This window comes from Brachybacterium rhamnosum, from assembly GCF_039526185.1.
Taxonomy (GTDB): Bacteria; Actinomycetota; Actinomycetes; order Actinomycetales; family Dermabacteraceae; genus Brachybacterium; species Brachybacterium rhamnosum.
In genome coordinates, this window is record NZ_BAAAIS010000005.1 from 93,164 (window position 1) to 116,812 (window position 23,649).

Below are 23,649 nucleotides of genomic sequence, written 5' to 3' on the forward strand. Positions count from 1 at the left end.
CGGGCCCCGACGGCGCAGCGCCGACGGGGCCCGGTGTGGACGAGGTCTCCGCGGCTCAGACGAAGACGGCGATGACGATGTTCGCGATGATCGCGACGGGGATGCCGAACCACACGACGCCGGGCGTCTCGGCGCGGCGGTTCTTCGCGACGAAGGCGAAGGCGGTCGCGACCAGCGCGAGGAGGAACTTCACGCCGAGCTTGGCCTGGTTCGCGTCACCGCCGACGGACACCAGGATCATCAGCACGAGGCCGAACACGAGCGCGCCCGCGGCGGCGTGCGCCATGCCGGGGTTCGGCTCCTTCGTGCGGGCGGCCGCGACCCAGGTGCCAAGGGCCATGGCCCAGCAGATCATGTGCAGGACGACGAACAGGGAGATCAGGAAGGACATGCCTCCAGGGTACGTCCCCGGTGCCCGCCGCTCCCCCAGGTCACGTGCGAGAATCGGCAGATGCCCGAGCCCCGCCGCGACGCCGCTCCCCCGCCCTCGCACGAGTCGGCGGATCCGGCCTGGCTGACCGACGAGCAGCTCGCCGCGCAGGCTCCGCACCTGGGCCGGGGTCGGATCCTCGCGGCCCTCGCCTCTCTGCTCCTCGTGGGAGCGCTGCTGGGGTGGGCGCTGCCCCGCCTGACCGGTACCACGTGGACCGAGATCGGCGGCGCGCTGGGCGCCCTGCCCGCCTGGGCGCTGCCCGCCGCGGTGCTCGCCGGGGTGCTCGCGCTCGCGCTCGAGGCCCGCACCGTGCAGGTCGCCGTCACCGGCTCGCGCTATCCCGCGGCGCTGCAGGGGCATTCCGCCGCGACCGCGGTCTCCGTGGCCGTGCCCGGCGGCGGGATCATCGGGACCTTCCTGCTGGGTCTCGTGCTCCGCCGGCGCGGCAGCACCCTGCTCACGATCCTCGTGGGCGTGATCGCCGCCTCCCTCGTCGAGCTCGTGATCGGCTCCATGCTGATCCCCGTCCTCGGGCTCGGGAGCTACGCGGTCGTCTCGTCGACCGGTGCGGCGTCCGTGGACCTGCCCGGGGGGATCGGCGCGGCGATCGCGACCGTCCTCGTCGCGCTGCTGTGCCTGGGCCTGCTGACCCTCGCGCTGCGCCGCGGGGTTCTGAGCACCCTCCTGGAGCAGGCGGGTCGCCTCACGGATCTCCCGGACCTGCGCGATCCCGCACGGAAGGAGGCCGACGCCGCCCTCGCCCCGGCGGAGCAGGACGAGTCCCGCCGGGCCGTCTTCCTCGGCACCGTGCTCGAGCAGCGGGACCGGCTGGTCACCCTGCTCCGGCGTCGCCCCGCAGGCCTGCTGGTCCCCACCCTGCTCGCCCGCGCCGTGCAGCTGCTCTCGCTCTGGCTGGCGCTGCGGGCGGTGGACGTCGTGCTCCCGCTGCTGCTCGTGCTCGTCGTCTACGCGCTGGGGCGGCTGCTCGCCCTCGTCCCGCTCACCCCCGGCGGCACGGGGATCGCGGAGACCGCCGGGGCGGCGCTGCTCGTCGCGATCGGCGTCCCGGCCGCCGCCGCGGCCTCCGCGATGCTGCTGCTCATGGTGACGACGACCCTCGTGCCGATCGTGATCGGCGCGGTCGCCGCGGCGCTCCTGCCCCGGCGGCGCAGCGTCTCCGCCTGAGGGTCGCCTCAGGCGACGGCTCAGTCCTCGAGATCGTCCGGCGTGGACTGACCGAGGTCGTCGGAGACGTGCAACGGGGCGGGGGCCGCCCCTCCGGGCAGCGGGAACCCGCCGATCCCGGCACCCTGCTCCGCCCCCACGAAGCGCGCGACGGCCCGCACGTGGTGCCCGGCCTCCTCGCCGCGCCCCAGGAACCCGGCGCCCGCGTAGCCGCCGAGCCGGCGACCGCTGCGGCGCTCGATCCGCTCGGCGTGCCGCTCGAGCTCCCCGGCGCGTCCGCGCAGCATCGCGGCGGCCCGGCCCAGCGCGGGATAGGCGCCCTCCGACCACTGCTCCAGGAGGTCCTCCCCCGCGGCAGGGCCGTCGGCCCCGGACGGCTCCGGCTCCGGCCCGGATCCGGCGAGGGCGCCGAGCCCGTGGGAGACGCGCAGCCGCAGCAGGGTCAGGCGGTCCGCGCCGCGGCGCAGGGCGGAGGCGTGATGTCGCAGGTCAGAGTCCATCGCTCGGTGCACCCCCGCTGCTCGCCGTCCTCGGGCCCCCGGCCGTGCCGCCCGGGGACTGCTGCCTGCCCATCGTAGGGCCGTCCGGCGGCGCGGGAAGCTCCTCGAGCCACCCGTCGAGCACGTCGATCGCGGCTGTCCGCACGGACTCCTCCGAGAGGAACACGTCGTGGCGGGCGCCGGGGAGCGCGACGACCCGCACGGACGGCCCGAGCCGCCTCCCGGCGGAGGCGATCGCGCGGACGTCGAGCACCACGTCCGCGCGCCGCATCGACTCCTGGAAGCGGAACCCGAGCCGGCTGCGCTCGGAGTGCAGGACGAGCACCGGCACGGTGAGCGGACCGGCCGCGGCGAGGCGGTGCTGGCCGTCGAGCACCGCGGCGAGCGTGGAGGTCGGGAAGCGGTGGCCGCCGGGCGGCTTGAGCTCGAGGTCGTAGTGGTACTCGCCGCCGTAGTCGCGGTGCACGGTGCGCACGTAGTGCGACGGCCCCGGCGGGAGCACGGGCAGGTCGCCCCTCCGCGCCGCGAGGGCCGCGATCGGCGCCTCGAGCAGGGCCCGTGCGGCCCGACCCAGGTGCATCTCGAGCCACGGGGAGTTCAGCGCGAGCGCGGCGACGGCGCCCGGTCGGCGCTGCGCGTACAGCGCGGCGACGAGCCCGCCCGTGGAATGCGCGAGCAGGACGGGAGGCGTCCCGATGATCCGGAGCGCGGCATCGAGCTCACGGTCGTACCGGGAGAGGTGGTCGATCGCGGTGGGCGTCTGGCCCGGCAGCAGGCTGCGGCCGTGCTTGCGCAGGTCCAGCCCCCAGACGTCGTGACCGGACGCGCCGAGGTGGTCGAGCAGGTCCCGGTCCAGCACGTAGTCGGACCACCCGTGCAGCGCGAGCACCGGGGGGCGTCGTCGCTCCTGCGGTGCGTCCTCCTGCTCGCGATGGACGAGGGTGGCGATCAGCGGCCCCTCGGCGTCCTCGCCGAGATCGATCCGCCGCGCCGTGTATCCGGCCCCGAAGACGGGGTCGCGGATCATGCGTCCCCGGAGCTCTCCTTGAGCAGCTCGATGACCTCGTGGCGATGGTAGCGGCGGTGGCCGCCGAGGGTGCGCATGTAGGACAGCTTCCCGGCCTGCGCCCAGCGGGTCACGGTCTTCGGGTCGACATGGAACATCTGGGCCACCTCGGCCGGCGTGAGCAGCTGCGTCTGCTCGTCACCGTTCGTGGGAGCGTCCGAGGATCCGTTCATCGGAGGTGGGCCTTTCGACAGGGCGGGAAGAGCGGCTGCGGGGCGGGGAATCCGACGCGCCGGGGACCAGCGTAGACGCCCACGATCGGGGCCGTTCATCTGAAGAGGCGGCGCGGACCCATCGCACACCGATGCGGCCTGCATCGTGCACGTCTATCCACAGTATCGTAAAACGATCACGGTGCCGTGTCCCGCGACAGGTGTCCACATATGCACGACCTCTCCCCGCGCGGCGCGCGCCGATGGCCTCGGCCCCCGCCTCGTCGGGGGCCCCGACGGCCCCCATGTCGAGGGAGTCGCTCACGTCTCCTCGGGCGCGGTGGGCGCGGGGCGGTGCAGGCATGTATTCTTGGACTCCGATACATTGCCATCTCCCGGGCCCGTCAGAGCGCCCGCCAGCCGACGCACAGGGGGTCAGATCCATGGGTCGCGGCCGACAGAAAGCCAAGCAGACCAAGGTGGCACGGGACCTCAAGTACTACAGCCCGCCCACCGACCTCACCGCGCTCCAGCGCGAGCTGCAGAGCCAGCGAGGAGAGGTCGGCGAGAGCGACGGGAACGAGGACAGCGACGACTGGGCCGACGAGGACGCTCCGTCCGCACGTCGCCGCTGACGTTCCCCGGTCACGCACCGGATCCGTGCGACGGAGGGCCGCCCCATCGGGGCGGCCCTCCGTCTGTCCGTCATGGTCCTGGTGAGCGGTCCCGGCCCGCTCAGGCCCAGCCCGGGTGCTGGCCGGCCATGAGCACCTCGCCGCCCTCGACGCCCTTCGCCCCCGTCACGACGTGCTCGATCGGGGAGGACGCGGCGGGCAGCTCCGCGGGATCGAGGACCTCGCCGATCACCCGCGCCCCCAGCCCGCGCTCGGCGAGCACCGCGATCGCGGCCTCGGCGCGCTCCGCCTCGAGGACGGCGATCATGCCGATCCCCATGTTGAGGGTCCCCTCGAGATCGAGCTGCGGCACCGCACCCCAGCGGGCGATCTCCCCGAAGACGGGCAGCGGCGTCCAGGAGGCGCGGTCGATCCGCACCCCGATGCCCTCGGGCACCACACGGGCGAGGTTCGCGGCGAGCCCGCCGCCGGTGACATGGCTCAGGGCATGGACCGCGCCCGTCGTGCGCGCGTCCTCGAGCAGGGCGAGGACGTCCGCCGCGTAGATGCGGGTGGGCTCCAGGAGCTCCTCCCCCACCGTGCGGCCGAGCGCCTCGACGTGCCCCTCCAGCGGGATGCCGGCGCCGTCGAGCACGGCGCGCACGAGGGAGAAGCCATTGGAGTGCAGTCCGGAGGCGTCCATGCCGAGCACGACGTCACCGGCGCGCACGCGCTCGGGGCCGAGCAGCGCATCCGCCTCGACGACGCCGACGGCCGCTCCGGCCACGTCGTAGTCGTCGGCGGCCATGAGGCCCGGGTGCTCGGCGGTCTCGCCGCCCACGAGCGCGCAGCCGGCGAGCCGGCAGCCCTCCGCGATGCCGCGGACGATGTCGGCGATCCGCTCGGGGACGACCTTGCCGGTGGCGATGTAGTCGGTCATCGCGATCGGGCGGGCGCCGACCACGACGATGTCGTCGACGACCATGCCCACGAGGTCCTGGCCGATCGTGTCGTGCACGTCCAGGGCGCGGGCGATCGCGATCTTCGTGCCGACGCCGTCGGTCGAGGACGCGAGCAGCGGTCGGCGGAAGTCCTTGAGGGCGCTCACGTCGACGAGGCCGGCGAAGGCGCCGATCCCGCCCATCACCTCGGGGCCGTGGGTCGCGGCCACCGCCTCCTTCATGAGGTCCACCGCACGGTCCCCCGCCGCGGTGTCGACGCCGGAGGCGGCGTAGGTCAGGCCGGAGGGCGAGGCGGACTCGCTCGTGGTCATGCGGGCTCCTTGACGGTGCGGTGCTCGAGAGGTGCGGAGTTCGCCGACGCGGGGATCCCCTGCGCGCGGGCGACCGGATCCGGGAGGGACACGGGGTACTCGCCGGAGAAGCAGGCCGTGCACAGGGCGCCGCGGCCCTGCTCCGTCGCCGCGATCATGCCCTCCTCGGAGATGTAGCCGAGGGAGTCCGCACCGATCGAGCGCGCGATCTCCTCGGTGTCCAGCCCGTTGGCGATCAGCTCCGCACGCGAGGCGAAGTCGATGCCGTAGAAGCAGGGCCAGCGCACCGGCGGGGAGGAGATGCGCACGTGCACCTCCGCGGCCCCGGCCTCCCGCAGCATCCGCACGACCGCGCGCTGCGTGTTGCCGCGCACGATCGAGTCGTCGATGACGACGAGGCGCTTGCCCGCGATGACCTCGCGCAGCGGGTTGAGCTTGAGGCGGATGCCGAGCTGGCGGATCGTCTGGCTGGGCTGGATGAAGGTGCGGCCCACGTAGGCGTTCTTCACCATGCCCTGGCCGTAGGCGATGCCGGACTCCTGCGCGTAGCCGATCGCGGCGGGCGTGCCGGACTCCGGGGTGGGGATCACGAGATCCGCCTCGACGGGGTGCTCGCGGGCGAGGCGGCGGCCCATCTCGGCGCGCGACTCGTTGACGCTGCGGCCGGCGATGCGGGTGTCCGGGCGGGCGAGGTAGACGTACTCGAAGACGCAGCCCTTGGGCTTCGGCTCGATGACCTGGCGGCTGCGCAGGCCCTGCTCGTCGATGACGAGCATCTCGCCCGGGGCGACCTCCCGCACGAAGCTCGCGCCGCAGATGTCCAGGGCGGCGGTCTCCGAGGCGACCACCCAGCCGCGCTCGAGACGGCCCAGCACGAGCGGGCGGATCCCCTGGGGGTCGCGCGCGGCGTAGAGGGTGCGCTCGTCCATGAGCGTGAAGCAGTAGGCGCCGTGCAGGCGGGGCATGATCTCGGCGAGGGAGTCCTCGAGCGATCCCTCGGTGTTCAGCAGGGCCGTCACCAGGGCGGTGTCCGTCGTGTTGCCGCGGGCGATCTCGCCGCGGGACTGCCCGCCGTGACGCTCCTCGACGAGCGCGAGGAGCTCCTCGGTGTTCACGAGGTTGCCGTTGTGGGCGAGCGCGACCGTGCCGTCCGGCCGCGGGCCCAGCGTGGGCTGGGCGTTGGACCAGATCGAGCCGCCCGTCGTCGAATAGCGGGTGTGCCCGATCGCGATGTGCCCCTGCAGCGCCTCGAGGCTGGTCTCGTCGAAGACCTGGGAGACGAGTCCCATGTCCTTGTAGACGAGGATCTGCGAGCCGTCGGAGGTCGCGATGCCAGCGGACTCCTGCCCGCGGTGCTGCAGGGCGTAGAGCCCGTAATAGGTGAGCTTGGAGACCTCTTCCCCCGGGGCGAAGACTCCGAAGACGCCGCAGGCGTCCTGGGGGCCCTTCTCGCCGGGGAGGAGGTCGTGGGAGAGGGTTCCGTCGCCGCGTGCCACCCGGCCATTCTGCCACAGCGGCAGATCCCCGGCGACGGTCGTCCGCGCGCCCGCTCGGGCGACGGAACCGCTGGTCAGCGACCGGCGCGGCGGGACCGTGCGCGGAGCACGAGCATCTCGACGAGGCAGACGATCGCCGCGAGCGGCACACCCACGAAGAGGGCGGCGTCCAGCGCGAGGGTCACGGCGCCGGCGAGACCGCCGAGCTGCAGGAACGGGGAGACGATCAGGGCGACGAGCACGGGGGCGAGGAAGGCGATCACGATCCAGAACCCGAGCGTGGGCACGCGGCCCGTGCGCTTGTAGAGCGTGGTGGCGCCCGCGAGCTCGGACTCCGTCGGGGCGTCCTCGGCGGCGGGTGCCACCGGGGCGGTCGCGGGGGTGGAGGGGCTGGCGGGGTGGGACGTGTCGTTCACAGTGCTCCTGCGGCGTCGACCGCGGCGGCGACGATCGCCGGGTCGGTGGGGGTGTCGGGGGCGTCCGCCTCGACGGCGGAGCCGGGGCGGCGGCGGGCGGAGAGATGGACGTCGGCGACGCCCGTGGTGCGCACGAGCTCGGCGATGTCCGCCGGGCGGATGCCGGCTCCGGCGCAGATGTCGATGAGCTCCTCGCCGGCGCGGACCATGCCGGCGAGGTCGGCGGCGCCGTCGAGGGCGCGTGCGGCGCCGCCGGAGCTCAGCACCCGGTGGAATCCGAGGCCGAGCAGCGTGCGCACGGCCTCCTCGCGGGCGGGGAGATCGGGCAGGGCGTCCACGGCGCGGTGCTCCGTGAGGGTGAGCCCGCGCATCGCGGACTGCGCGGCGCCCAGGGCCGCGTCGCGGATCGTGGTGAGCGCGGGGACGTCGAGCTCGCCGGCGGGGGTGAGCGCGCCGAGGACCACGCCGGCGGCGCCCGCCTCGACGACCTCAGCGGCCTGGGCTGCGAGCAGGGCGATCTCCTCGGCGTCGTGCACGAACTCCTCCGGCCGGCCGAGGAAGTCGCCCGTGCTCGCGCGGGTGCGCAGGAGCACGTGGACGTCGAACTGCGGCCGGGCGTCGCGCACGGAGACCAGCGCCGCGGCGCGCTCCGCGGCCTCGGCGACCAGCTCGGCGGGCGGGGTGATGCCGCCGCGCTCGAGGCCCACGCAAAGCTCGACCCGGTCGGCGCCCGCGAGGGCGGCGATCTCGAGGCCCACGAGGTCCTGGACGGCGATCTCGACGGCGACGCTCATGAGGGGTCCTCCGCGGCGCCCGCGGCCAGCGCCGTGCGGACGGTGCGACGGGGTCCGGGCAGCGGCAGCAGCTCGGAGAGGTCGCTGCGCTCCCCCGAGGCCGTCAGGCGGCCGGTGTCGCGGGCCTCGGCCCAGGTGAGGCCGCCGGTCACGAGGGCGAGCCAGGTCGCGGCGTCGGTCTCGACGACGGCCGGCGGGGTGCCGCGCGTGTGCCGGGTCCCGGGGACCGCCTGGACCGCGGCGTAGGGCGGGACCCGCAGCTCGACGGCGCCGCCGGGGAACTCCTCGGCGAACAGCTCGAGGGTGTGCCGCACGGCCGGGGCGAGCACGGGCCGCCGGGCGCCCTCGGGGTCGAGGGCCCAGGCGGCGAGCGCGTCCCGTCCCTCCTGCGGATCGGTGCGGCGGGTCACCACGTCAGCGGGTCGCCGCCGGGAGCAGCTCGTGCACGACGATCGTGTCCTCGCGGTCCGGGCCCACGCCGATCGCGCTGATCCGGCAGCCGGCGAGCTCCTCGAGGCGGCGCACGTAGTTCTGCGCGTTCTCGGGCAGCTCCTCGAAGCTGCGGGCGAGCGAGAGGTCCTCGGTCCAGCCGGGGAGGGTCTCGAACACCGGCTTCGCGTGGTGGAAGTCCGTCTGCGTCATCGGCATGTCGTGGTGGAGCACGCCGTCCACGTCGTAGGCGGTGCAGATCGGCACCTCCTCGATGCCGGTGAGGACGTCGAGCTTCGTGAGCACGATGTCGGTGAAGCCGTTGATGCGCACCGCGTGGCGGATCATGAGCGCGTCGTACCAGCCGCAGCGCCGGGGACGACCGGTGTTCACGCCGACCTCGTGGCCCACGCGCTGGAGGTACTCGCCCCACTTGTCCTCGAGCTCGGTCGGGAACGGGCCGGCGCCCACGCGCGTCGTGTACGCCTTGACGATGCCGATCACGCGGTCGATCCGGGTGGGGCCGATGCCCGTGCCGGTGCACGCGCCGCCCGCGGTGGGGTTCGAGCTCGTGACGAACGGGTAGGTGCCGTGGTCCACGTCGAGGTAGGTCGCCTGGCCGCCCTCCATGAGGACGACCTCGTCGCGGTCCAGCGCCGAGTTCAGCAGCTCGGTGGTGTCCACGATCATCGGGCGCAGCCGGTCGGCGTAGGCGAGCAGGCCGTCGGTGATCTCGTCGACGTCGACGGAGCGGCGGTTGTAGAGCTTGACCAGCAGCTCGTTCTTCTGGCGCAGAGCGCCCTCGACCTTCTGGCGCAGGATCGACGCGTCCAGCAGGTCCTGGACGCGGATGCCGAGGCGACCGATCTTGTCCATGTAGGCGGGGCCGATGCCGCGGCCGGTGGTGCCGATCGCGCGCTTGCCGAGGAAGCGCTCGGTGACCTTGTCGAGGGTCTGGTGGTACGGGGCGACGACGTGCGCGTTCGCGCTGATCCGCAGGCGGCTGGTGTCCACGCCGCGGGACTCGAGCGTCGCGATCTCCTCGAAGAGCGCCTCGAGGTTCACGACCACGCCGTTGCCGATGACCGGGGTCACCCGCGGGGAGAGGATGCCGGCGGGGAGGAGCTTGAGCTCGAACTTCTCGCCGTGGACGACGACCGTGTGCCCGGCGTTGTTGCCGCCGTTGGGCTTGACGACGAAGTCGACGCGCTCACCGAGGAGGTCGGTGGCCTTTCCCTTGCCCTCGTCGCCCCACTGGGCTCCGACGATCACGACGGCGGGCATGGCGACTCCTCGGAGGACGGTGGAAGGACGCGAGGATCGTACCAAGCGCCACCCGTGACCGGGCCGGGAGCCGCCGCCGCGGCGACAGGGGTCTCAGAGTCCCCGAGGGGATCCCGGGGCTCAGGGCAGGAGTGTGGGATCCGCCTCGCGCAGGAAGTCCTGCACGCGCTCGTGCTCGGCCTCGTCGCCCAGCCGACGGGAGGTCTCCCCCAGCATGACCAGCGCGCGCAGGAAGCCGCGGTTGGGGGCGTGCGAGGCGGGCACCGGGCCCTGGCCGCGCCAGCCGTTGCGTCGCAATGCGTCCAGACCGCGGTGGTATCCGGTGCGGGCATAGGCGTAAGCGGCGACCTCGTCACCGTCCTCGAGGGCGTCCTGCGCGAGGATCGCCCAGGCCAGGGGCGAATCCAGGTGGGTGCTCGCGATCTCCCGGGGGTCCCCGTCGACGAGCAGCTCGGCCACCTCGACGTCGACGAAGTCGTCGGGGAGGAGGGTCTCCGGGATCCCCAGGAGGTTCGCGGAGCGCGGGGTATCGGTACGATCAGCCATGCACGCATCGTAGGCGAGCCCGCCTCACGATCCCCCGACGCTTGGTAGAAACGATCCATGGCACGCACGCAGGACGGCTCGGAGCTGCTCACCGGCACGGGCGCCGGAGGCCTCCTCCGCTCCGCCGTCGGCAACTCCGGTGGGGTGCTGCACAGCTGGCAGCTCGACCACGTCGACCACCGTCCCGGCCGGAGCACCAAGGCCCTGTACCGCACGATGGTCTCCTGGCCGGAGCTCGACGGGCCGGACGCCCCCGCCCGCGAGGAGCTGTTCGGGGCGAGCGCCCACATCGGCGAGCGGGAGAAGGACCTCTACGTCGCCGAGCAGACCCTCGTCATGACCGACGGCGACATCAACGTGCGCGTGTGGCGCTACCCGCACGACCCGTGGCTGCCGATGCTCCCCCAGGTCTGCTACCCGGACGTCGTCGGCCGCACCCTCCGCGACCTGGGCGTCGCGCTCGGGCCGGACCCGCAGGCGCCGATCGCGATCGACGTCGTCTCCTACCGTCCCGGCCGGCGCGCGGTGCTCCGCGCGAGCCAGGACGGCGTCGCCGTCTTCCTCAAGGTCATGCAGCCCCACCGCAGCGGCGAGATCGTGGACCGCCACCAGCGGCTGCTCGGCGCCGGCGTGCCCGTCCCGGAGGTCCTCGCCCATCACGACGGCCTCGTCGTGCTCCGCGAGCTGCCGGGCCGCCCGCTCTCCCGAGCAGTCGTGGACGAGGGGGTGCAGGCCTGCTCCGCGGACGACCTGGTCGCCCTGCTGGACCGTCTCCCCGCCTCGCTGTACCCGCTGCCGCTGCGCCCGCCGTGGACGGACTCCGTCGAGTTCTACGCCGGCATCGTCGCCTCCTCCGTCCCCGCCCTCGGGCCGCGCCTGGACGGGCTCGTGCGCGCGATCCGCGAGGGCCTCGCGGCGCTCGAGCGGCGGATGGACGTGCGCCCGCACGACGTCGTCCACGGCGACTTCTACGAGGCGCAGGTGTTCGTGCAGGACGGCCGCGTGGTGGGCCTGCTGGACATCGACACCGTGGGTCCGGGCCGCCGCTCCGACGACCTCGCGTGCCTGCTCGCGCACCTGAGCGTGCTCGCGGACTACGGCAACGCCGGCCGGATCGACCGGGCGATGCAGCAGCGAGTCGAGGAGGCGATCACGACCTGGCAGGTCACCTTCGCCCAACGGGTGGACCCCACCGAGCTCGCGCTGCGCTCCGCGGGCGTGGTGCTCTCCCTCGCGACCGGCCCGCACCGCCAGCAGGAGGCGTCCTGGGAGGCGGCGACGGAGGCCATCGTGCGGGTCGCCGAGCGCTGGGTCGAGCGGGCGCGGGCGGCGGAGTCGCAGCGCCTGCCCGTCGTGCCCACGCCGTCGGCCCCGGGTCCCGTCCCTGCGGCGGCCCCGGCACCGCACCCCGTTCCCCCCGCGGGCGCCCCGATGACGTCCCCGCCACGCTCGGTCCCCTCGGCGCCCGGCGTCGCGACCGCGCCGCAGGCTCCCCTCGACGCGGCCGCCGCGGCGGAGGACGACGCCCCCACGCAGGAGCGCCGCCTGCCCACGAACCTCCCGGGCTGAGGCGACGGTGCGAGCGGTGCTGCAGCGCGTGGACGGCGCGAGCGTGGAGGTCGACGGCGAGGTCGTCGGCGCGATCGCGGGCGAGGGTCTGCTCGCCCTCGTCGGCGTCACCCACGAGGACGGCCCCGAGCAGGCGGCGACGATCGCGCGCAAGATCGCGGAGCTGCGGATCCTCGACGGCGAGCGCTCCGTGGCCGACGCCGGGGCGGAGGTCCTCGTGGTCTCCCAGTTCACGCTCTACGGCGAGACGCGCAAGGGCCGCCGGCCCTCGTGGAGCGCCGCCGCCCCGGGACCGGTCGCGGAGCCGCTCGTCGACGCCGTCGTCACGGACCTGCGCGGCCGCGGGATCACCGTCGCGACCGGCGTGTTCGGCGCGCAGATGCGCGTGGGCCTCCTGAACGACGGCCCCTTCACGGTGCTCGTCGAGGCCTGAGATGAGAGGCCCGGCGGCTGCCCGGGCGCGCCCAGTACGCTGAGGGCATGACCTACACACTCGTGCTGCTCCGCCACGGCGAGAGCGAATGGAACGCGAAGAACCTGTTCACCGGCTGGGTCGACGTGGCCCTCACCGAGAAGGGCCGTGAGGAGGCCGCCGGCGGCGGCGTGCTCCTCAAGGAGGCCGGCATCCTCCCGGACGTCGTGCACACCTCCCTGCAGCGCCGCGCGATCATGACCGCGAACCTCGCGCTCGACGCCGCGGACCGCCACTGGATCCCCGTGCGCCGCGACTGGCGCCTGAACGAGCGCCACTACGGCGCCCTGCAGGGCCTGGACAAGACCGAGATCCGGGAGAAGTACGGCGAGGAGCAGTTCATGGCCTGGCGCCGCTCCTACGACACCCCGCCGCCGCCCATCGAGTTCGGCTCCGAGTTCTCGCAGGACCAGGACCCGCAGTACGCGGACCTCGGCGACCAGCTCCCGAAGTCCGAGTGCCTCAAGGACGTCGTCGAGCGCTTCCTCCCCTACTGGGAGGAGGGCATCAAGCCCGACCTCGTCTCCGGCAAGGTCGTGCTGATCGCGGCACACGGCAACTCGCTGCGCGCGCTCGTGAAGTACCTCGACGGCATCTCCGACGACGAGATCTCCGGCCTGAACATCCCGACCGGTCAGCCGCTGGTCTACGAGCTCGACGAGTCCTTCTCCCCCGTGGAGAAGGGCGGCCGCTACCTCGACCCGGTCGCCGCGAAGGCCGCCGCCGAGGCCGTCGCCAACCAGGGCAAGAAGTGAGCTGAGCGCTCCGCGCCCACGGCGCCCCCATCCTGCTGCAGGGTGGGGGCGCCGTGCTGTCCATGGGGACTTCTCCCCCTTCCCCGGGTCACCGGGGGCGTGCCAGCGTCGAACCGTGCCGGGTCCCCGGCGCACCACGGACGACGCGGTGGCATCTCGTCCGAGGACCGACAGCGCATCATTGGGGCATCAGACGCCTGCAGGAGGATGCCCATGTTCTACCCCGATGTCCCTGAGGGCTTCAGCCCACCGATGCGCCACATGGACCGTTTCACCGGGCTGTGGGACCCCGCGACCTACGCGGGCGAGTCGTGGGTCGCCGTCCAGGCGACACAGCTCGACGACGAGCAGGCGAGGACGACGACCCAGAAACGGCGCATACTCGACGGGTGGATTGAGCTGCTCTCCGCGGGGGATGCGCCGATCACCCACCTCTTCCTCGCATCCCGCGTCCCCCAGCGGTTGTTGGATGCCGTCTCGGGATTGCCGAACCTGCGGTTCCTGGACGTCAAGTGGGGCCCTTACGAGGACTTGAGCCCGATCAGCGGACTGCACGGACTCGAGGCGATCCACCTCGGACCTCGCGGGGGTGACGATCGACAGCAAAGACGTCTCCCCCGCCGCTGATCTCCCCGAGCTGGCTCACTTCGGAGCCCCGTTCCGCCGTGCATGGAGGGACCAGGTCATGGCCCTTGCCGCGCACAACCTCGCGTTCAGAGACATGGCAGATGGTTACGTAGCCCTCGACGAGGGCGACTGACGGTTCCGGAGTGTAGAGGGCCCCGGGGACCGTGTCCCCGGGGCCCTGGCGTGCGCGGCGCCCGGCGCCTCAGCGCCGCTTGCGGGTGCCGAACAGGGAGCGGCTGATCTCGCGGCCGAGGACGGTTCCCGCCGAGCGGAGGAAGGACTTCACGGCGGGGTTGTCGAGCATCCCCTCCTCCTTCTTCTTCGCCTTCGCGGCCGGCTCGGCGTCGGGCTCCGCCGCCCGGCCCTGTTGAGCGGGTGCGCCGTCGGCCGCACCGGCCTCCGGGGCGCCGGCCGCGCGCTTCTGCAGGATCTCGTAGGCGGACTCGCGGTCCACCGGGGTGCCGTACTCGGCCTGCAGCGGGGAGGCCGCGACGATCCCGCTGATGACCTCCGCACCCGCGGGCTCCATCGAGGACTCCGGCGCGCGCACCGCGGTGATCGCGACGGGCGTGGGGGCGCCGTCCTCGCTCATGACGGTGACGATCGCGGCGCCCGTGCCGAGCGCCGGGATGACCTCCTCGAGATCGTGGCTCGAGGTGGGGAAGGTCTTAGCGGTCGCCTTGAGGGCCTTCGCGTCGTCCGGGGTGAAGGCGCGCAGGGCGTGCTGGACGCGGTTGCCGAGCTGGGCGAGGACCTCGGAGGGGATGTCCTTGGGGGTCTGGGTGATGAAGAAGATCCCCACGCCCTTCGAGCGGATCAGCCGGACCGTCTGCACGACCTGGTCCAGGAACGCCTTGGAGGCGTCCTTGAACAGCAGGTGCGCCTCGTCGAAGAAGAACACGAGCTTGGGGACGGGCTGGTCGCCCACCTCGGGCAGCTCCTGGTAGAGCTCCGCGAGCATCCACATCATGAAGGTCGAGAAGAGCGCGGGCCGGGTCGCGACGCCGGGCAGCTCGAGGCAGGAGATGATCCCGGCGCCGTCCTTCGTGCGCAGCAGCTGCTGGGTGTCGAAGGCCGGCTCGCCGAAGAAGACGTCGGCCCCGGAGGCCTCGAAGGCGGTGAGGCTGCGCAGGATGACGCCCGCGGTCGCCGAGGAGATCCCGCCGATGCCCTGGAGCTCGCCCTTGCCCTCCTTCGAGGTGAGGAACTGGATGAGCGCGCGCAGGTCCTTGAGGTCCAGCAGGGCCAGGCCCTGGGAGTCCGCGTAGTGGAAGATCAGACCCAGCGAGGACTCCTGGGTCTCGTTGAGCTCGAGCACCTTCGCCATGAGCACGGGGCCGAAGTCGCTCACCGTGGTGCGGATCGGCACGCCCTCGCCCTCGCCGCCGAGGGTGTAGAACTCCGTGGGCGCGGCGCGGGAGACCCACTCCTGGCCGCGGGCGGCGGCGCGCGCGGTGAGCTTCTCCGAGGCGGTGCCGGGGACGGCGATGCCGGAGAGGTCGCCCTTCATGTCTGCGACGAAGACGGCGGCGCCCGCGTGCGCGGCCTGCTCCGCGATGATCTGCAGGGTGCGGGTCTTGCCGGTGCCGGTGGCGCCCGCGATGAGGCCGTGGCGGTTGAGCATGGCGAGGGAGAGGTTCACGGGGACGGAGGGGTCGGGCTCCTCGCCGTCGAGCATCGCGCCGAGGTGGATGCGGCCGCCCTCGAAGGCGTACGCGTCGCGGACCTTCTGCGCCTCCTCGGAGCCGGCGGCGGGCGGGGTGGCAGGGGCGGAGGGATCCTGCGGCGTGGCGGTCATCGAGGGCTCCTTGGTCGCCGGGGGACGGCGCTGGTGGACGGGACCCCGTGATCGTAACCACCGTGGCGCCCGTCACCCACTAGCGTGTCCCCATGACGTCGCCCGCGCCCACCGCCCTGCACGCCGAGGACGAGCTCGAGGCCGCCGCCGTGCGCGTCATGCTCACCGCCCCCTCGCGCTCCGCCCTCCTCGACCAGCTCGGGATCACGGGTGAGGACGCCGCGGAGCTCCCCGCGCTGCTCGATGCCGCCGCGGCCGACGAGGAGATCCTCGCCGAGGTCACCGCCCTCGCGAACCGTCTGCGCGCCGGCGCGGGCCTCGAGGTGCCCGCCGTGGACCTCGAGACGGAGAAGCCCCGCCACGACGCGCTCCAGCAGCGCCTCGCCCCCGGTGAGGGCCTCGTGCCGATCCTCGCCCTGCTGGTCTCGACCTCGACCGTGCGGGCCTGGCACGCCGCCCGCGGACTGAGCCCCGAGCAGTCTTGGCACGTGCTCGCGGACCTCGGCCAGCAGATGCGGGTGCACCGCGAAGGCACCGGCCGCCTGGGCCTGCACCAGCTGAACTGGGTGAGCGGGAACTGGGCGGGGCGCCTCGTGCACCTGGGCCGGCTCCAGTTCGACCTCTCGCAACGGCGGGTCGCGCGGCTCGCGACCGGCGCCGAGCGGATCTCACCGGACGAGCCCTCCCGCTGGATGGTCGGCACGCACATCCCCGCGACCGGGCCGCTGGACCCCGCGGAGGTCGAGGCCTCCTTCGCGGCGGCCACCGCCTACTTCTCGGAGCACTATGCCGATCTCGGCGCCGGTCGCGCCGAGGACGAGCCTGCCTTCGGCCACGAGTTCACGTGCGACTCCTGGCTGCTGAGCGAGGAGCTCGCCGAGGTCACCGGACCCACCTCGAACCTCGCGCGCTTCGCCGCGCTCTGGCAGATGCTCGAGCACACCCGCATGGACGACGCGGCACTGTTCTTCGTGTTCGGGCAGCGCCCGCCCGTGGACCCGGCCTCGCTCCCCCGCCGCACCCGCCTCGAGCAGGGCGTCGCGGAGCGGCTGGCCGACGGCCGCGGCTGGACGGGCGGCACGGGGCGCCTGATGCGCTGAGGCCGCTGCGGTCAGAGGTCGATGTCGTCCCGGAGATAGACGGCGACGACCTGGTCGAAGGCGCGCACGGGGTCGATGCCGCGGCGCATGGCGATCGAGAAGGCGCTGCGCGTGAGCGCGAAGCCCACCTGCACCATGATCTCGGCGTGGTCGCGCGCGTGCTCGCCGTCGAGGGACTCGGTGAGCACATCGACGAGCTCCGCCTGCATCGCCTGCAGGTTCCCCGTCGACATGCTCTGCAGGCTCGGCTCCTTGGCCATGACCCTCTTCTTGAGGTCGCGTAGCTCGGGGTCGACGGGCACGTTCGCGATGCCGTCCCGCATGACCGCGTGCAGCGCCTGCCGGACGGTCATCACCACGAGCTTCTCGCGCAGCGACGCGACGGCGCGGGGCCCCTCGTCCCCGACGACCCCGAGGATGGCGGACTCCTTGGTGGACCAGTGGTTGAAGAAGGTCCGGGTCGAGACGCCGGCGCGCTGGGCGATCATCTGCGCGGTGACCGCGGAGAGCCCGTGCTCGGCGACGAGCTCGAGGGCGGCGCGGTGCATGGCCAGGCGGGTCTGGCGCTTCTTCTGCTCGCGCAGCCCGAGCTCCTCGCAGGCGGGGGCGGCCGTGGAGGTGTCGGTCGGGGTGCGGGTGTCGGTCACGGGGTCCATCGTAGGTCCGCCATCTCACAAAAACTGCACTCAGTGCAATAGTGCAGTGAATGCAACAGTTGGCTAGCATGTTCCGGTCGGGCCCGAGGGCGTGCTGCGACCGCCGGGCGCGTCCGCGCGCGCCCTCACCATCCGTCCACCGTCCATCACTCCGAGGTATCCGTGAGCACATCCACCCCCCAGGCGCCGGGCTCCGGCGCCGAACCCCAGACCGCCTTCACCGGCCTCGACCGGCAGGGCAAGCTCGTCTTCGTCGGCCTCATGCTCGGCATGTTCGTGGCCTCCCTCTCCCAGACCATCGTCGGCCCCGCGATGCCGCGCATCGTCGCCGAGCTCGGCGGCGTCGAGCACTACAGCTGGATCGCGACCGCCGCGATGCTGGTCTCCGCCGTGGCCGTCCCGATCGTCGGCAAGCTGTCCGACCTCTACGGTCGCCGCTGGTTCTACCTCGGCGGCCTCGCCGTGTTCATGATCGGCTCGATCCTCGCCGGCCTCTCCCAGGGCTTCTGGTTCCTGGTCTTCGCCCGCGCGGTCCAGGGCCTGGGCATGGGCACCCTGATGCCGCTGTCCCAGACGATCATCGGCGATATCATCCCGCCCCGCCAGCGCGGCAAGTACCAGGGCATCATGGGCGCCGTCTTCGGCGTGACCTCCGTGGTCGGCCCGCTCATCGGCGGCACGATCACGGACAACTTCGGCTGGCGCTGGCTGTTCTACCTGACCCTGCCGCTCGGCGTGGTCGCCTTCGGCTTCATCCTGCGCTTCCTGCACCTGCCGGTCTCCGGCCAGCACGGCAAGGTCGACTTCCCCGGCATCCTCACCCTCACCCCGGGCCTGGTCATCGCGCTGCTCGCGACGACCTGGGGCGGCAACACCTACGACTGGGGCTCCGCGACGATCATCGGCATGTACGCCGTGGCCGCGCTGTTCCTCGCCGCCTTCGTGATCATCGAGACCCGCGTGGCAGAGCCGCTGCTGCCCATGCACCTGCTGGGCCGCCCGATCGTGGCGCTCTCCGTCGGCGCGTCCTTCGCGATCGCCGTCGCCATGTTCGGTGCGATCATCTACATCCCGGTCTACGCGCAGGGCGTCATGGGCGTCTCCGCCACGAACTCCGGGGCGATCCTCATCCCGCTCTCCGTCGCCATGATCGTCACCTCGATCGTGGTGGGCCTGCTCATCACCCGCACCGGCCGCTACAAGCCCTTCCTGATCCTCGGCGGACTCGTGCTCGTGGGCGGCTACCTGCTGCTGGCGAACCTGCAGTACGGCGACTCGCAGTGGCACCTGACCCTCGCGATGATCGTGATCGGCCTGGGGCTCGGCCTGTGCATGCAGGTGTACACGCTGGTCGTGCAGAACGCCGTCGCGCAGCGCGAGCTGGGCATCGCGACCGCCGCGATCCAGTTCTTCCGCAACATCGGCTCGACCATCGGCACCGCGGTGCTGGGCACCGTGATGACCGCGCAGATGGCCACCGCCATCCCCGAGCAGCTCGCGAAGCTCCCCGCCGAGCAGATGGCGGCCCTGCAGCAGCAGGGCGGGCTGGACGCCTCCCAGCTCGAGGCCGCGGTGCTGGACCCGTCGGCCCTCGCGAAGCTCCCCGCGTTCCTCGTGGACCCGATCCGCACCGGCATGGGCGAGGCCATGCACGACGTGTTCCTCACCGCCCTGCCCTTCGTGATCGCCGCGCTGCTGCTCTCGCTGTTCATCAAGCAGATGCCGCTGCGCGACACGCTCCACGAGCAGGACTCGACGGAGACCGCCGAGGAGACGCACGAGTTCCGCGACACCACGACCGGCGCCCTCGCGGCGATCGGCGCGAGCGGCTCGGTCACCACGACCGGTGAGATCCGCGTGGTCGACACGGAGGAGCGGCACTCGCACCGGGCGGACGGACCCGCCGAGCGCTGACCCCGGGCGCGGACGGCACCTCGGCGTCCGCCCCGCTCCCCCACGGCCCCCTGCCCTCGCGGCAGGGGGCCGTGGTCGTCCCGGGGCGCCTCCGAGGCACGGCCGTGCCACCATGGGCGGATGCTCCTGCGCGACCACTTCCCGCCCGACCTGCCCGCGGGGTTCACCTCGCGCCTTCCCGTCGAGGCGGACGTGGGACCGCTCGACGCCCTGGTCACCGCGGACCAGCGCACCCACACCCCCGACGCCGAGGTCACCGCCGACTCGCTGCGCTCGCGGCTCGTGGGGCTGCGCTCCTTCTCCCGCCGGCAGGTCGTCGTCGTGCCCGACGGAGCGGGCGACACGGCGGAGCCGGTGGGCTGGATCGCCCTGGCCGACCGCGCGAGCGGCCGCACCGACCTGCAGTGGGCGCTCGCCCGCGACCTGCCCCGCCGGGCGGAGCTCGCCGCGGCCCTGCTCGCCTGGGCCCGCGAGGTGGGCGGCTCCTTCGCCCGCCACCGCGGGGTCGAGGCCACCTGGCTGGACGCCTCCGTCACCGAGACGGACACGGACCGCTCGGCGCTGCTGGCCGCCTCCGGCTTCACGCACGTGCGCACCTGGCTGCACATGCGCCGCCCCGTCGACCCCACCGACGCGACCGACCTGCCCGCCCCTCGCGAGGGGACACGGGTGCGGCGCGTGCACCGACACCCCTCGGGCCTGCCCGTCGCCCAGGACGTCACCACCGTGCACCGCATGCTCGAGGAGTCCTTCGCGGACCACTGGGGGTCCTACAGGGAGTCCTTCGCCGAGTTCGTGCAGCGCCTGGTCGAGGACCCCCGCGAGGCGGACTGGGACCACTGGTGGATCGCCGAGGTCGAAAGGGAGGGCCGATGGCTGCCCGCCGGCGGTCTCGTCGCCGCCCGCCAGGAGCCCCGCGGCGACCTCGGCGAGGGCACCTATCTCGAGTACCTCGGGGTGCACCGCAGCGCCCGCGGCCGGGGCGTGGCCAAGGCGCTGCTGCACGCCGCCTTCCGCGACGCCGCCGAGCGCGGCCGCGCCCGTCTCGAGCTCGAGGTCGACGCGGACTCCCCCACCGGGGCGAACGGCCTCTACGAGGCGATGGGCTTCCGGGCCTTCGAGCGCACGCAGACCTGGCACGCGCGGGCCGCGTCCCACCCCTCCCGGCTGCTCGAGCCGCCGGAGGGCTGAGCGCGGCTCAGACGGCCAGCGCGCCGTCCTCCACGACCGCCCGGCCCCGGTCGCGGTGCTCCGCGAACTGCGCGAGCAGCTCCTCCCGCCGCGCCGCGGGCAGACGGCCGAGCGCGGAGCCGTGCGCCACGTCCCGCCGCCCCGTGAGCCCGCTGTGACGCGTGCGGTCCTTGATCATCGCGTCGTCGAAAGAGCAGAGCTGAGCTCACCGCCGGCATGCAGCTGGAGGTCGATCCCGCATCCGTGGCGCTGCGCGATCGCGAACAGGTCGCCGAACTGCGCGACCGGGTCGCGGTCGACGAGGCGCCCGAATGCAAAGAGGTCCGATTTCGTTCCGGATTGCCGGCGGATCTGGAACGGAATCGGACCATTGCGGGGGGGCGGGCGCGTCAGGGACGCGCCGTCACTCCCACTCGATGGTGCCCGGGGGCTTCGAGGTGATGTCGAGGGTGACGCGGTTGATCTCGCTGACCTCGTTCGTGATCCGCGTGGAGATGCGGGAGAGCACCTCGAAGGGGACCTTCGCCCAGTCCGCGGTCATCGCGTCGTCGCTCGTGACGGGGCGCAGCACGACGGGGTGGCCGTAGGTGCGACCGTCGCCCTGGACGCCGACGGAGCGGACGTCGGCGAGGAGCACGACGGGGCACTGCCAGATGTCGCGGTCCAGGCCGGCGGCGGTGAGCTCGGCGCGGGCGATCGCGTCGGCCTTGCGCAGCACGTCCAGGCGCTCCTTGGTGACCTCGCCGATGATCCGGATGCCGAGGCCCGGGCCCGGGAAGGGCTGGCGCCAGACGATCTCGTCCGGCAGGCCCAGCTCGGAGCCGACGGCGCGGACCTCGTCCTTGAACAGGGCGCGCAGCGGCTCGACGAGCTCGAAGGAGAGATCCTCGGGCAGGCCGCCCACGTTGTGGTGGCTCTTGATGTTCGCCGCGCCCTCGCCGCCGCCGGACTCGACGACGTCGGGGTAGAGCGTGCCCTGCACGAGGAAGGTCTTCGCCTCGGCGTGGTCGCCCTGGATGACGCCCTGCTCGCGGAGGATCTCCGCCTGGGCGCCCTCGAAGGAGCGGATGAACTCGCGGCCGATGATCTTGCGCTTCTCCTCGGGGTCGGTGACCCCGGCGAGCGCGCTGAGGAACTGCTCCTCGGCGTCGACCATGACGAGCCGGGCGCCGCCGGTGGACTCGCCGAAGGCCTTCTCGATCTGCGCGGACTCGTCCTGGCGCATGAGCCCGTGGTCCACGTACACGCAGGTGAGACGGTCACCGATCGCGCGCTGCACGAGCGCGGCGGCGACCGCGGAGTCCACGCCGCCGGAGAGGCCGCAGATCGCGGTGCCCTCGCCCACCTGGGCGCGGATCCGCTCGACCTGCTCCTCGATGACGTTGCCGGTGGTCCAGGTGGGCTCGATGCCCGCGCCACGGTGCAGGAAGTTCTCGAGCACCTCCTGGCCGCGGTCGCTGTGGCCCACCTCGGGGTGCCACTGCACGCCGTAGAGGTGCTTCTCGGGATGCTCGAAGGCGGCGACCGGGGAGCCCTGCGAGCGGGCGACCACGCGGAAGCCCGCCGGGGCCTCGGTCACGGAGTCGCCGTGGCTCATCCACACGTTCTGCTCGAGGTCCTGATCCCGCAGCAGCTCGGAGCCGCCGTCGAGGGCCTCGAGGCGCGTGGCGCCGTACTCGCGCACCCCCGTCGGCGCGACGGTCCCGTCGAGGGCCGCGGCCATCGACTGGAAGCCGTAGCAGAGGCCGAGCACGGGGATCCCCGCCTCGAGCAGCGCCGGGTCCAGGCGCGGCGCACCCTCGGCGTACACGGAGGAGGGGCCGCCGGAGAGGATGATCGCGCGCGGCTGCTTCGCGAGCACGTCCTGCACACCCATGGTGTGGGGGACGACCTCGGAGTAGACGCGCGCCTCACGCACGCGGCGTGCGATGAGCTGGGCGTACTGGGCGCCGAAGTCGACGACGAGGACGGGGCGCTGGTCGGTGTCGGTCACCCGGCAGAGTCTACGGGCCGCGGCACCCCGGGCGCGCCCGCGTCCCGTGGGGTGCTCGTCTCAACGAGCGGTGCTCGTCTCACCGAGCGCGGGAGTTCAGCGCTCGCCGTCCTGCAGGGTGGGCCGACGGGCGAGCTCCCGCTCGACCGACTCGTGGGTCCAGCGCTCGCCGAAGAAGGACAGCACCGGCACGACGCCGAAGAGCATGAGCAGGAGCATGCGCGGCAGCGCCCACCGCATCTTCAGCCACAGGTCGAAGCCGAGGATCACGTAGACCATGTAGATGAGGCCGTGGATCGGGGACCACACCGAGGAGACCTGCTCCCAGGTGTGGGAGGTCCCCCCGTAGACGAGGTAGCGCATGATCATGATCGCGCAGAGCACGAGCAGGGCGCAGCCCTCGACGATCGAGGCGACCCGGAAGCGGGCGAAGGAGGTGCGCACCTGCACCTCATCGAGCGGGCGGGGTGCCGGCATCGGCGTCCTCCTGGGGATGGGCGGCGCCCGGGGCGCCGGCGGGGGTCGGGGCGTCCGCGCCGGGGGCGGGACGCGGGGTCTCCTCGCCGAGGGCGGCGCGCAGGGCCTCCCGCTGCGCCTCCTGCTCGTCGAGGTGGTGGGTGCGCACGGTGCGCCACCACAGGTACAGGAAGAAGACGCCGAAGACGATCCACTGGGCCGCGTAGCCGATGTTCTGCCAGTCCAGGCCGCGGGAGAAGGCGGACTCGGCCTCCGGCATCGGCTGCAGGCCCTCCGCGGCGGAGGTCTGCGCGACGTAGCCCGCGTACATGGGGCTCCCCCACTCGTTCACGAGCAGCGGGGTGGAGATCTCCGAGGCGATGCCGTCCTCGACGCCGTCGGTCGCGGCCTCGCTCGCCTCGAGCCGGCCGGTCGCGGTCACCTCGCCGCTCGGCGGGTCGGGGGCGAGGGCCGGGTCGAGCTCGCCGTCGGCCCCGGTGACGTCCTCCGCCGCGACCCAGCCGCGGGCGACGGGCAGCAGCACCTCGGAGCCGTCGGCGAGGGTCAGGTGGAGGGCCGTGACGACGATCGCGGCGTCCGTCCCGTCGATGTGCCGCCCGCCCACGAGGATCTGCTGGGAGGCGTCGTAGGTGCCGGTCGCGGTGACGATGCCGCCGGAGTCGTCGTTCGTGACGACCCCGCCGATCTCGAGCACGTCGCGCACGTCGCCGAGCTCCGCCGGGGCGGAGGTGCGCTCGGTGATCGCCCGGTGCGCACGGTCCCACTGCCAGCCCGCGAGCATGCCGCACACGACGGTCGCCGCCACCATGAGGGCGAGCATCCCGAGGGAGCGGGGGCGCAGGGCGGCACGGAGCATGCCTTCATCGTAGGAGCCCCGGCTGGACGCGGCCGGGACGAGGTGGCCCTCCT

26 protein-coding genes are annotated in these 23,649 nt (G+C 73.3%); 9 read left to right on the top strand and 17 right to left on the bottom strand.

Annotated features, from left to right (window positions below):
* Positions 1-55: 55 nt before the first annotated feature.
* On the bottom strand, positions 56-391 hold the full coding sequence (locus ABD080_RS15705; RefSeq protein WP_137771779.1) for a hypothetical protein: 336 nt from the start codon (positions 389-391) through the stop codon (positions 56-58).
* A gap of 60 nt (positions 392-451) precedes the next feature.
* Between ABD080_RS15705 and ABD080_RS15710 the strand changes: the two genes are divergently transcribed.
* The gene (locus ABD080_RS15710; RefSeq protein WP_137771406.1) at positions 452-1,618 is read left to right on the top strand and encodes a flippase-like domain-containing protein; all 1,167 of its coding nucleotides are present in this window, start codon (positions 452-454) and stop codon (positions 1,616-1,618) included.
* Between the two features lie 20 nt (positions 1,619-1,638).
* Here the strand turns inward: ABD080_RS15710 and ABD080_RS15715 are convergent, their stop codons facing one another.
* Genes ABD080_RS15715 through ABD080_RS15725 form a run of 3 tightly spaced genes read right to left on the bottom strand, consistent with a single transcriptional unit; the run spans position 1,639 to position 3,357 of the window.
* On the bottom strand, positions 1,639-2,118 hold the full coding sequence (locus ABD080_RS15715; RefSeq protein WP_137771407.1) for a hypothetical protein: 480 nt from the start codon (positions 2,116-2,118) through the stop codon (positions 1,639-1,641).
* Positions 2,108-3,145 (bottom strand): alpha/beta hydrolase, encoded by a 1,038-nt coding sequence (locus ABD080_RS15720; protein WP_343906305.1) that lies wholly within the window; start codon positions 3,143-3,145, stop codon positions 2,108-2,110. The genes ABD080_RS15715 and ABD080_RS15720 overlap by 11 nt, the downstream gene beginning before the upstream one ends.
* Entirely contained in the window at positions 3,142-3,357 is a 216-nt protein-coding gene (locus tag ABD080_RS15725; protein WP_137771409.1) for a BldC family transcriptional regulator, read from the bottom strand. The genes ABD080_RS15720 and ABD080_RS15725 overlap by 4 nt, the downstream gene beginning before the upstream one ends.
* Positions 3,358-3,779: 422 nt before the next feature.
* Between ABD080_RS15725 and ABD080_RS15730 the strand changes: the two genes are divergently transcribed.
* Positions 3,780-3,971 carry a DUF3073 domain-containing protein gene (locus ABD080_RS15730; protein WP_137771410.1) on the top strand — a complete coding sequence of 64 codons (192 nt, stop codon included), beginning with the start codon at positions 3,780-3,782 and terminating at the stop codon, positions 3,969-3,971.
* A 100-nt stretch (positions 3,972-4,071) separates the two neighbouring features.
* Here the strand turns inward: ABD080_RS15730 and purM are convergent, their stop codons facing one another.
* The 7 genes from purM to ABD080_RS15765 form a co-directional block, all read right to left on the bottom strand.
* Positions 4,072-5,223 (bottom strand): phosphoribosylformylglycinamidine cyclo-ligase, encoded by a 1,152-nt coding sequence (gene purM, locus ABD080_RS15735; protein WP_343906308.1) that lies wholly within the window; start codon positions 5,221-5,223, stop codon positions 4,072-4,074.
* Positions 5,220-6,719, bottom strand: a complete 1,500-nt coding sequence (purF, locus tag ABD080_RS15740) for an amidophosphoribosyltransferase (protein WP_343906310.1) — start codon at positions 6,717-6,719, stop codon at positions 5,220-5,222. The genes purM and purF overlap by 4 nt, the downstream gene beginning before the upstream one ends.
* A gap of 74 nt (positions 6,720-6,793) precedes the next feature.
* Positions 6,794-7,135, bottom strand: coding sequence for a hypothetical protein (locus ABD080_RS15745; RefSeq protein ID WP_343906312.1), 342 nt, complete (start codon positions 7,133-7,135; stop codon positions 6,794-6,796).
* Positions 7,132-7,929, bottom strand: a complete 798-nt coding sequence (locus ABD080_RS15750; protein WP_343906314.1) for a copper homeostasis protein CutC — start codon at positions 7,927-7,929, stop codon at positions 7,132-7,134. The genes ABD080_RS15745 and ABD080_RS15750 overlap by 4 nt, the downstream gene beginning before the upstream one ends.
* Positions 7,926-8,342, bottom strand: coding sequence for a sterol carrier family protein (locus ABD080_RS15755; RefSeq protein ID WP_137771415.1), 417 nt, complete (start codon positions 8,340-8,342; stop codon positions 7,926-7,928). Before ABD080_RS15755 ends, ABD080_RS15750 begins: the two co-directional genes overlap by 4 nt.
* A gap of 1 nt (position 8,343) precedes the next feature.
* Positions 8,344-9,642 (bottom strand): adenylosuccinate synthase, encoded by a 1,299-nt coding sequence (locus tag ABD080_RS15760; RefSeq protein WP_137771416.1) that lies wholly within the window; start codon positions 9,640-9,642, stop codon positions 8,344-8,346.
* Between the two features lie 120 nt (positions 9,643-9,762).
* A complete protein-coding gene (locus ABD080_RS15765; RefSeq protein WP_137771417.1) occupies positions 9,763-10,188 on the bottom strand; it encodes a DUF3151 domain-containing protein in 426 nt (141 codons plus the stop codon).
* Positions 10,189-10,245: 57 nt separating this feature from the next.
* On the opposite strand from ABD080_RS15765, the gene ABD080_RS15770 reads away from it, so the two are divergent.
* The 4 genes from ABD080_RS15770 to ABD080_RS15785 all read left to right on the top strand — a co-directional run bounded on the left by ABD080_RS15770 (position 10,246) and on the right by ABD080_RS15785 (position 13,611).
* Positions 10,246-11,757 carry a phosphotransferase gene (locus tag ABD080_RS15770; protein WP_137771418.1) on the top strand — a complete coding sequence of 504 codons (1,512 nt, stop codon included), beginning with the start codon at positions 10,246-10,248 and terminating at the stop codon, positions 11,755-11,757.
* 7 nt (positions 11,758-11,764) lie between these two features.
* Positions 11,765-12,190, top strand: coding sequence for a D-aminoacyl-tRNA deacylase (gene dtd / locus ABD080_RS15775; protein ID WP_137771419.1), 426 nt, complete (start codon positions 11,765-11,767; stop codon positions 12,188-12,190).
* A 47-nt stretch (positions 12,191-12,237) separates the two neighbouring features.
* Positions 12,238-12,984, top strand: coding sequence for a phosphoglyceromutase (locus tag ABD080_RS15780; protein WP_137771420.1), 747 nt, complete (start codon positions 12,238-12,240; stop codon positions 12,982-12,984).
* Between the two features lie 213 nt (positions 12,985-13,197).
* A complete protein-coding gene (locus ABD080_RS15785) occupies positions 13,198-13,611 on the top strand; it encodes a hypothetical protein (protein WP_137771421.1) in 414 nt (137 codons plus the stop codon).
* A gap of 202 nt (positions 13,612-13,813) precedes the next feature.
* Here ABD080_RS15785 and ABD080_RS15790 read toward each other — a convergent pair whose 3' ends face one another.
* Positions 13,814-15,409, bottom strand: coding sequence for a helicase HerA-like domain-containing protein (locus ABD080_RS15790; RefSeq protein ID WP_137771422.1), 1,596 nt, complete (start codon positions 15,407-15,409; stop codon positions 13,814-13,816).
* Between the two features lie 92 nt (positions 15,410-15,501).
* Here ABD080_RS15790 and ABD080_RS15795 point away from each other — a divergent pair, with 92 nt between their 5' ends.
* Positions 15,502-16,509: an acyltransferase domain-containing protein gene (locus ABD080_RS15795; protein ID WP_137771423.1), complete on the top strand. Its 1,008-nt coding sequence runs from the start codon at positions 15,502-15,504 to the stop codon at positions 16,507-16,509.
* An 11-nt stretch (positions 16,510-16,520) separates the two neighbouring features.
* Here the strand turns inward: ABD080_RS15795 and ABD080_RS15800 are convergent, their stop codons facing one another.
* Positions 16,521-17,156, bottom strand: a complete 636-nt coding sequence (locus ABD080_RS15800; protein WP_240811150.1) for a TetR/AcrR family transcriptional regulator — start codon at positions 17,154-17,156, stop codon at positions 16,521-16,523.
* Between the two features lie 171 nt (positions 17,157-17,327).
* On the opposite strand from ABD080_RS15800, the gene ABD080_RS15805 reads away from it, so the two are divergent.
* Entirely contained in the window at positions 17,328-19,079 is a 1,752-nt protein-coding gene (locus ABD080_RS15805; RefSeq protein WP_240811151.1) for an MDR family MFS transporter, read from the top strand.
* A 120-nt stretch (positions 19,080-19,199) separates the two neighbouring features.
* Positions 19,200-20,270 carry a GNAT family N-acetyltransferase gene (locus tag ABD080_RS15810; RefSeq protein ID WP_137771425.1) on the top strand — a complete coding sequence of 357 codons (1,071 nt, stop codon included), beginning with the start codon at positions 19,200-19,202 and terminating at the stop codon, positions 20,268-20,270.
* Positions 20,271-20,277: 7 nt separating this feature from the next.
* Here the strand turns inward: ABD080_RS15810 and ABD080_RS15815 are convergent, their stop codons facing one another.
* The 4 genes from ABD080_RS15815 to ABD080_RS15830 form a co-directional block, all read right to left on the bottom strand.
* Positions 20,278-20,448 carry a hypothetical protein gene (locus ABD080_RS15815; RefSeq protein WP_168198122.1) on the bottom strand — a complete coding sequence of 57 codons (171 nt, stop codon included), beginning with the start codon at positions 20,446-20,448 and terminating at the stop codon, positions 20,278-20,280.
* Between the two features lie 225 nt (positions 20,449-20,673).
* The gene (gene guaA / locus ABD080_RS15820) at positions 20,674-22,263 is read right to left on the bottom strand and encodes a glutamine-hydrolyzing GMP synthase (RefSeq protein WP_137771426.1); all 1,590 of its coding nucleotides are present in this window, start codon (positions 22,261-22,263) and stop codon (positions 20,674-20,676) included.
* A 96-nt stretch (positions 22,264-22,359) separates the two neighbouring features.
* Positions 22,360-22,740: a DUF3817 domain-containing protein gene (locus ABD080_RS15825; protein ID WP_103385005.1), complete on the bottom strand. Its 381-nt coding sequence runs from the start codon at positions 22,738-22,740 to the stop codon at positions 22,360-22,362.
* On the bottom strand, positions 22,715-23,596 hold the full coding sequence (locus tag ABD080_RS15830; protein WP_137771427.1) for an SURF1 family protein: 882 nt from the start codon (positions 23,594-23,596) through the stop codon (positions 22,715-22,717). Before ABD080_RS15830 ends, ABD080_RS15825 begins: the two co-directional genes overlap by 26 nt.
* Positions 23,597-23,649: the final 53 nt, after the last annotated feature.

Coding starts and splice junctions, on each gene's coding strand:
- ABD080_RS15795 (WP_137771423.1), top strand. CDS start 15,502: ATGACGTCGCCCGCGCCCACCGCCCTGCACGCCGAGGACGAGCTCGAG.
- ABD080_RS15710 (WP_137771406.1), top strand. CDS start 452: ATGCCCGAGCCCCGCCGCGACGCCGCTCCCCCGCCCTCGCACGAGTCG.
- ABD080_RS15720 (WP_343906305.1), bottom strand. CDS start 3,145: ATGATCCGCGACCCCGTCTTCGGGGCCGGATACACGGCGCGGCGGATC.
- ABD080_RS15770 (WP_137771418.1), top strand. CDS start 10,246: ATGGCACGCACGCAGGACGGCTCGGAGCTGCTCACCGGCACGGGCGCC.
- ABD080_RS15725 (WP_137771409.1), bottom strand. CDS start 3,357: ATGAACGGATCCTCGGACGCTCCCACGAACGGTGACGAGCAGACGCAG.
- ABD080_RS15785 (WP_137771421.1), top strand. CDS start 13,198: ATGTTCTACCCCGATGTCCCTGAGGGCTTCAGCCCACCGATGCGCCAC.
- ABD080_RS15730 (WP_137771410.1), top strand. CDS start 3,780: ATGGGTCGCGGCCGACAGAAAGCCAAGCAGACCAAGGTGGCACGGGAC.
- ABD080_RS15715 (WP_137771407.1), bottom strand. CDS start 2,118: ATGGACTCTGACCTGCGACATCACGCCTCCGCCCTGCGCCGCGGCGCG.
- purM (WP_343906308.1), bottom strand. CDS start 5,223: ATGACCACGAGCGAGTCCGCCTCGCCCTCCGGCCTGACCTACGCCGCC.
- ABD080_RS15780 (WP_137771420.1), top strand. CDS start 12,238: ATGACCTACACACTCGTGCTGCTCCGCCACGGCGAGAGCGAATGGAAC.
- ABD080_RS15750 (WP_343906314.1), bottom strand. CDS start 7,929: ATGAGCGTCGCCGTCGAGATCGCCGTCCAGGACCTCGTGGGCCTCGAG.
- ABD080_RS15815 (WP_168198122.1), bottom strand. CDS start 20,448: ATGATCAAGGACCGCACGCGTCACAGCGGGCTCACGGGGCGGCGGGAC.
- ABD080_RS15765 (WP_137771417.1), bottom strand. CDS start 10,188: ATGGCTGATCGTACCGATACCCCGCGCTCCGCGAACCTCCTGGGGATC.
- ABD080_RS15830 (WP_137771427.1), bottom strand. CDS start 23,596: ATGCTCCGTGCCGCCCTGCGCCCCCGCTCCCTCGGGATGCTCGCCCTC.
- ABD080_RS15705 (WP_137771779.1), bottom strand. CDS start 391: ATGTCCTTCCTGATCTCCCTGTTCGTCGTCCTGCACATGATCTGCTGG.
- ABD080_RS15810 (WP_137771425.1), top strand. CDS start 19,200: ATGCTCCTGCGCGACCACTTCCCGCCCGACCTGCCCGCGGGGTTCACC.
- ABD080_RS15760 (WP_137771416.1), bottom strand. CDS start 9,642: ATGCCCGCCGTCGTGATCGTCGGAGCCCAGTGGGGCGACGAGGGCAAG.
- ABD080_RS15790 (WP_137771422.1), bottom strand. CDS start 15,409: ATGACCGCCACGCCGCAGGATCCCTCCGCCCCTGCCACCCCGCCCGCC.
- ABD080_RS15825 (WP_103385005.1), bottom strand. CDS start 22,740: ATGCCGGCACCCCGCCCGCTCGATGAGGTGCAGGTGCGCACCTCCTTC.